Source organism: Anaerotignum sp. (assembly GCF_031981185.1).
Taxonomy (GTDB): Bacteria; Bacillota; Clostridia; order Lachnospirales; family Anaerotignaceae; genus Chakrabartyella.
The window spans coordinates 40,128-42,920 of sequence record NZ_DALYUL010000015.1; the positions used below are offsets into that span (position 1 = coordinate 40,128).

General features: G+C 42.5%; 3 protein-coding genes and 1 pseudogene. All 4 read left to right on the forward strand.

Annotated features, from left to right (window positions below; all coding sequences use genetic code 11):
• A pseudogene (locus RTK36_RS09865) lies at nucleotides 1–394 on the forward strand (amidohydrolase family protein); the annotation flags it as partial.
• A gap of 171 nt (nucleotides 395–565) precedes the next feature.
• A complete protein-coding gene (locus RTK36_RS09870; protein WP_312046661.1) occupies nucleotides 566–1,300 on the forward strand; it encodes a dihydroorotate dehydrogenase electron transfer subunit in 735 nt (244 codons plus the stop codon).
• Entirely contained in the window at nucleotides 1,294–2,208 is a 915-nt protein-coding gene (locus RTK36_RS09875; RefSeq protein WP_312046664.1) for a dihydroorotate dehydrogenase, read from the forward strand. The genes RTK36_RS09870 and RTK36_RS09875 overlap by 7 nt, the downstream gene beginning before the upstream one ends.
• Nucleotides 2,205–2,793, forward strand: a 589-nt coding sequence (gene pyrF / locus RTK36_RS09880) for an orotidine-5'-phosphate decarboxylase (protein WP_312046666.1), incomplete at its 3' end; no start/stop codon positions are given. The genes RTK36_RS09875 and pyrF, both read left to right, overlap by 4 nt.

The following is a 2,793-nucleotide window of genomic DNA, read 5'->3' on the forward strand; positions in this document are numbered from 1 at the left end:
CATTTTAGATGGCACCATTGATATGATTGCCACCGACCACGCCCCCCACTCCGCCGAAGAAAAATCAAAGGGTCTCGCAGGAAGCCTGATGGGTATCGTTGGTTTGGAAACCGCCTTTCCTGTTTTGTATACCGAATTGGTACAAACCGGAATTATTACCCTAGAAAAATTAATAGAACTGCTCCACAGCAATCCCAGAAAGCGCTTCTGCATTGGAACACCCTTAGAAGTGGGACAACCTGCAGACCTTACTGTATTTGATTTAAATAAACGGTACAGAATAAACCCCGAAGAGTTTCTCTCAAAGGGCAACAGTACACCCTTTGCAGGCAAAGAGGTATTCGGCCGCTGTAAACTGACCCTATGTGGAGGAAACATTGCTTATCATTTTTAGTTCTAGCCAAAATATGGGCTGTCAGTAAAACAAACCCTTGTGCGAATTGCCACCTTAACCTTTGACAACCAAATGATCATGGTTGTGCAAAGGTTTGGTTTAAAAAAGCAAACCGATTCGGAAAACACCCAAGGCTTTTTATATTCCATGACCCCCTAAGGAGGATTTTTGTTGAAACAATCAATATTTACTATTATAAAGAATGAACCCCTCTCCAGCACTGTATGCCGCATGGTGCTAACAGGAGATACCTCTGCCATAACAAAATCAGGACAATTTATTAATATAAAAATAGACGGTTTCTTTTTGCGCCGTCCAATCTCCGTGTGCGATTATGACCATAAAACAATCACCATTTTATACAAAGTCGTGGGCAAGGGCACCCAAGCCCTACAAAAAATGGAACCAACCATGTCACTAGACATTTTGACAGGTCTGGGAAATGGCTATGATATCACAAAAAGTGGTAACCGACCCTTACTCATTGGCGGTGGTGTAGGAATACCACCCATGTACCGCTTGGCAAAAGACCTTCTTGCAGAAGAAAAAAAACCTCTTGTTATTTTAGGCTTTAACACAAAGGATGAGGCCTTTTATATTGATGAATTCAAGCAACTTGGGATTGAAGTCCTTGTAGCCACAGCCGATGGAAGCCTTGGTAAAAAAGGCTTCGTTACTGATATAGTAAAAAGCCTTTCAAATTATACTTACTTCTATACCTGTGGGCCCGAGCCAATGCTAAAAGCCCTTTCAGAATGTACGGATACCAGTGGGCAGCTAAGCTTTGAAGAAAGAATGGGCTGTGGTTTTGGTGCTTGCATGGGTTGCTCCTGCCAAACAAAGTATGGTAACAAACGCATTTGCAAAGAAGGCCCAGTTTTGGAAAAGGAGGAAATCATATGGTAAACACAAAAGTCACTCTAAGCGGTATTACCTTAGATAACCCCATTATTCCTGCCAGCGGAACCTTTGGCTACGGCCATGAATTTGCAGACCTCTATGACATAAACATATTAGGCACCTTTTCCTTTAAAGGAACCACAAAAGAACCTCGTTTCGGCAACCCTACCCCAAGAATTGCCGAGTGCACAGGTGGAATGATTAACTCCGTAGGTCTACAAAACCCCGGTATCGAAAAAGTCATTCGTGAAGAATTACCTAAAATGAAAAAGGTTTTTCATAAACCTGTTATCGCAAATATCAGTGGTTTTTCAGTAGCAGAATATGTATACTGCGCAGAAAAAATAAATCAGGAAGAACAAGTGGGGATCATCGAAGTTAACGTAAGCTGTCCCAATGTGCATCTTGGGGGCATGAGCTTTGGCACAAGCCCTGAAGCCGCGGCAGAGGTGACAAAAGCAGTAAAATCAGTCACCACAAAACCTGTTTATATCAAACTAAGTCCCAACGTTACAGATATTGCAACCATTGCAAAAGCATGTGAAGAAGCTGGGGCAGATGGCATCAGCTTAATCAATACACTGATGGGTATGCGTATTGACTTAAAAACAGGAAAGCCCGTGGTTGCCAATAAAATGGGTGGCTTCTCAGGCAGCGCCATCTTTCCTGTAGCGGTGCGTATGGTTTATCAAGTATATGAAACAGTAAACCTGCCCATCATTGGCATGGGTGGCGTATCCACTGCTGAGGATGTAGTGGAGCTAATGCTGGCAGGGGCAACGGCAGTTCAAGTGGGAGCCGCAAATTTAGTAGATCCCTATGCCTGCAAAAACATTATAGAAGCTTTGCCCAGTGTAATGAAAAAATACGGAATCAAAGACTTAAACCATATTATTGGAGGTGCCCATAAATGAGTAAAGATGTAATCATAGCATGCGATTTTAATAGTAAGGCCGACCTCATGGATTTTCTTGAACATTTCAAGGAAGAAAGACCTTTTTTAAAAATCGGAATGGAGCTATTCTATGCCGAAGGCCCTGCCATAGTTAAAGAAATTAAAGCAAGAGGCCATAAAATCTTTTTAGATTTAAAGCTTCATGATATCCCCAATACTGTAAAAAAAGCCATCTCCGTTTTGTCAGATTTAGATGTGGATTTGTGCAACGTTCACGCCTCAGGCACCATTGCCATGATGGAAGCCGCTCTAGATGGCTTCACCAAAAAGGATGGTACACGTGGTTTGTTAATTGCCGTAACTCAGCTCACCTCAACCAGTGAGGAAAGAATGCAAGCTGACCTTTTGATTAATAAAAGCCTTGAAGAAACCGTATTGCACTATGCGAAAAATACAAAAAAAGCCGGGTTAGATGGCATTGTTTGTTCACCTTGGGAAGCAAGCAAAGTAAAAGAGGTCTGCGGCGAAAAATTCCTTACCATCACCCCTGGTGTGCGTTTTGCCGATGGAGATGCAGGAGATCAAGTACGTATTGCTACGCCCA